The 2,763-nt window shown below is 63.3% G+C and carries 3 protein-coding genes; all 3 read right to left on the bottom strand.

Going from position 1 to position 2,763, the window contains the following annotated elements; all coding sequences use genetic code 11:
- Positions 1 to 180: 180 nt before the first annotated feature.
- A complete protein-coding gene (locus tag ENZ74_RS28005) occupies positions 181 to 975 on the bottom strand; it encodes an SDR family oxidoreductase (RefSeq protein WP_127313155.1) in 795 nt (264 codons plus the stop codon).
- Positions 976 to 1,004: 29 nt separating this feature from the next.
- The gene (iolG, locus tag ENZ74_RS28000; RefSeq protein WP_063169773.1) at positions 1,005 to 2,000 is read right to left on the bottom strand and encodes an inositol 2-dehydrogenase; all 996 of its coding nucleotides are present in this window, start codon (positions 1,998 to 2,000) and stop codon (positions 1,005 to 1,007) included.
- Positions 2,001 to 2,112: 112 nt separating this feature from the next.
- A partial coding sequence (locus tag ENZ74_RS27995; RefSeq protein WP_164761264.1) for an ATP-binding cassette domain-containing protein occupies positions 2,113 to 2,763 on the bottom strand: 651 nt, incomplete at its 5' end.

The raw sequence follows: 2,763 nt of genomic DNA, 5'->3' as shown, positions 1-2,763 counted from the left end.
CCGTCGCGGAGACCCTGGGATCCATTCCGTGACTTTGGCCGAATGGTGCAGCGGAGCAGAATTCCGCACCGCAGCAACGCTCAGAAGTCGCGGCATGGATCCTCGGGTCTGCGCCGCGTCGCTACGCTCCTTGCACCGCCCGTGGATGACGAAGTGATGGGCGTTTGAGACTCGCCGGCGTTACTCCGGTGACGCCCCCGCAATGCTTTGATCGTAGTCGACCAGCGACCCGGTCATGACACCGGACTGCGGGCTGACCATGTAGCTGATCAGACGGGCAAGCTGGTCCGGCTTGACCAACTGGCCCATCGGCTGCGTCGCTTCGGCCTTCGCCAGCCAGTCGTCCGGCGCGTCGTGCCACTTCTTCTGCACGATGTCCTCGCCTTCCGTATCCATCCAGCCGGGCAGCACCGCATTGCAGCGGATGCGGTTGTAGCGATAGGCATTGGCGACATTCTTGGTCAGCGTCATCAGCGCGCCCTTGCTGGTCGAATAGGGCGTCAGGAACGACTGGCCGGTATGCGCCGACATCGACAGCACGTTGACGATCGAGCCGGGTGCCTTCTTTTCCAGGAGATGCGCCACCACGCCCTGCATCAGGAAGAACGGGCCGCGCACATTGGTATCGAAAATCGTATCGAACAACTCTTCGGAGGTTTCGACCAGCGAACCGCGCGCCGAAGTGGCGGCGGCGTTGACCAGCGCGTTGACGGTGCCGAAATGCGAGATCGCGGTGGCGACCGCGCGCTTGCAGTCCGCCACTTTTGACACATCGGCGCTGATGAAAATCGCATCGACGCCGGCTTTCTTGAAATGGGCGACAGCCTTGTCGCCCTTCTCCTGCGAGCGGCCGATGAGCGCCAGCGCCCGGCAGCCCTCGTCGGCCATCGCTTCGGCAACGGCAAAGCCGATGCCTTGCGCGCCGCCGGTGACGATGGCGCGTGTCTGTGAATTGCGATCGGCGGATGCGCTCATCGCTTTGCTCCTGGATTGAGTTCCGGTTCTTACTTGTCGAGGCGGACGGTCTTGCCGGTGGTTGCCGACTTTAGCGCGGCGTCCGCCAATCGAAGCGCGATAAGCCCATCGGCGCCGCTGGGTGATGCCTTCTTGCCCGAGGTCGCGGCGGCGATGAAAGAGGCAATCTCGATGGCATAGGCGTCGAGATAGCGGGTCATGAAGAAGTCGTGCAGCGGCGGGCGCGTATAGCCCTTCTCATTGGCCAGTTCGATCGACACCGGCCGCTGGTTCTCGGCAGCCACCATGCCTTTCGAGCCATGCACCTCGATGCGCTGGTCGTAGCCATAGGTGGCGCGGCGCGAGTTGGAGATGACGGCCTGCTTGCCGGACGCGGTCTCGAGAATGACGCTGACCGAGTCGAAATCGCCGGCCTCGCCGATCTTCTTGTCCACAAGCACCGAGGCATGCGCGCTCACGGCAACTGGTTCCTCGCCGAGCAGGAAGCGCGCCATGTCGAAATCATGGATGGTCATGTCGCGGAAAATGCCGCCCGAGCGCTTGATGTAATCGATCGGCGGCGCGCCCGGATCGCGCGAGGTGATGGTGACCATCTCGACGGTGCCGATGGCGCCGTCGTCGATCGCCTTGCGCACAGCGGCGAAATGCGGGTCGAAACGCCGGTTGAAACCGACCATCAGCGTCGCCTTGGCCTTGTCGACCACGGCCAGGCATTTCTCGACGCGCTTGACGTCGAGGTCGATCGGCTTCTCGCAGAAGATCGCCTTGCCGGCCTTGGCGAAGCGCTCGATCAGATCGGCATGGGTGTCGGTCGGCGTGCAGATGATGACGGCGTCAATATCTCCGGCTTTCTCGATGTCCTCGATGCTGCGCACCTCGGCGCCATAGGCGCTGGCCAGTTCGGTGGCCGCCTTCTCGAACGCATCGGCAACCGCAACCAGTTTGGCCTGCGGATTGGAGCCGACGGCACGGGCGTGGACCTTGCCGATGCGGCCGGCACCGAGGAGAGCGAAGCGAACGGTCATGGGTATTTCCTCTGGGGGAATGGGTTGGAGAGAGTTGTCCGCACCTTGCTTTTGGGGAAAGGTGGCAAGGCTATTTTTCGAGCGCGCCAGAAAACAGGATGACCATCCTGTTTTAGGCCGCGAGTTCCGCCTCCCCGGTCTTGGCGCCGGTGATGTAGGAGACGATATCGTTTCCGTCGGTGTTCTCCTTGCGCAGATTGGCGACGATGCGGCCGCGCCGGAACACGACGATGCGGTCGCAGAGATCGAACACCTGGCGCATATTGTGGCTGATCAGGATCAGCGGCTCGCCATTGTCCTTCAGCGTACGCACGATGTTTTCGACCTGCGCGGTCTCCTGCACGCCAAGGGCGGCGGTGGGCTCGTCCATGATGATCAGCTTGGAGGCGAAGGTCGCCGTCCGGGCGATCGCCACGCACTGGCGCTGGCCGCCCGACATGTGGCGGATGGTGTTGGACAGATTGGGGATCTTCACCGCCGTGCGGACCAGCGCCGCCTCGGTTGCCTTGCGCATGTATTTGCGGTCGAGGATCGAGAACGGGCCGAGGTTGAACAAAACCTTCTCGCGGCCGAGGAACAGGTTCGACGGCACGTCGAGATCGTCGGCCAGCGCCAGATTCTGGAACACGGTCTCGATGCCCGCCGTGCGGGCCTCGATCGGCCCGGCAAAGTTCACTTCCTTGCCGTCGAACCAGATCTGGCCGCTGGTGCGCTGCTCGACGCCGGTGATCTGGCGCACGAAGGTCGATTTGCCGGCGCCGTT

It is taken from the genome of Mesorhizobium sp. M7A.F.Ca.CA.002.15.2.1 (genome assembly GCF_003998715.1).
Lineage (GTDB): Bacteria > Pseudomonadota > Alphaproteobacteria > Rhizobiales > Rhizobiaceae > Mesorhizobium > Mesorhizobium ciceri.
The sequence above is the reverse complement of the archived record's forward strand: the minus strand, read 5'-3'. Positions and strand labels throughout refer to the sequence as shown.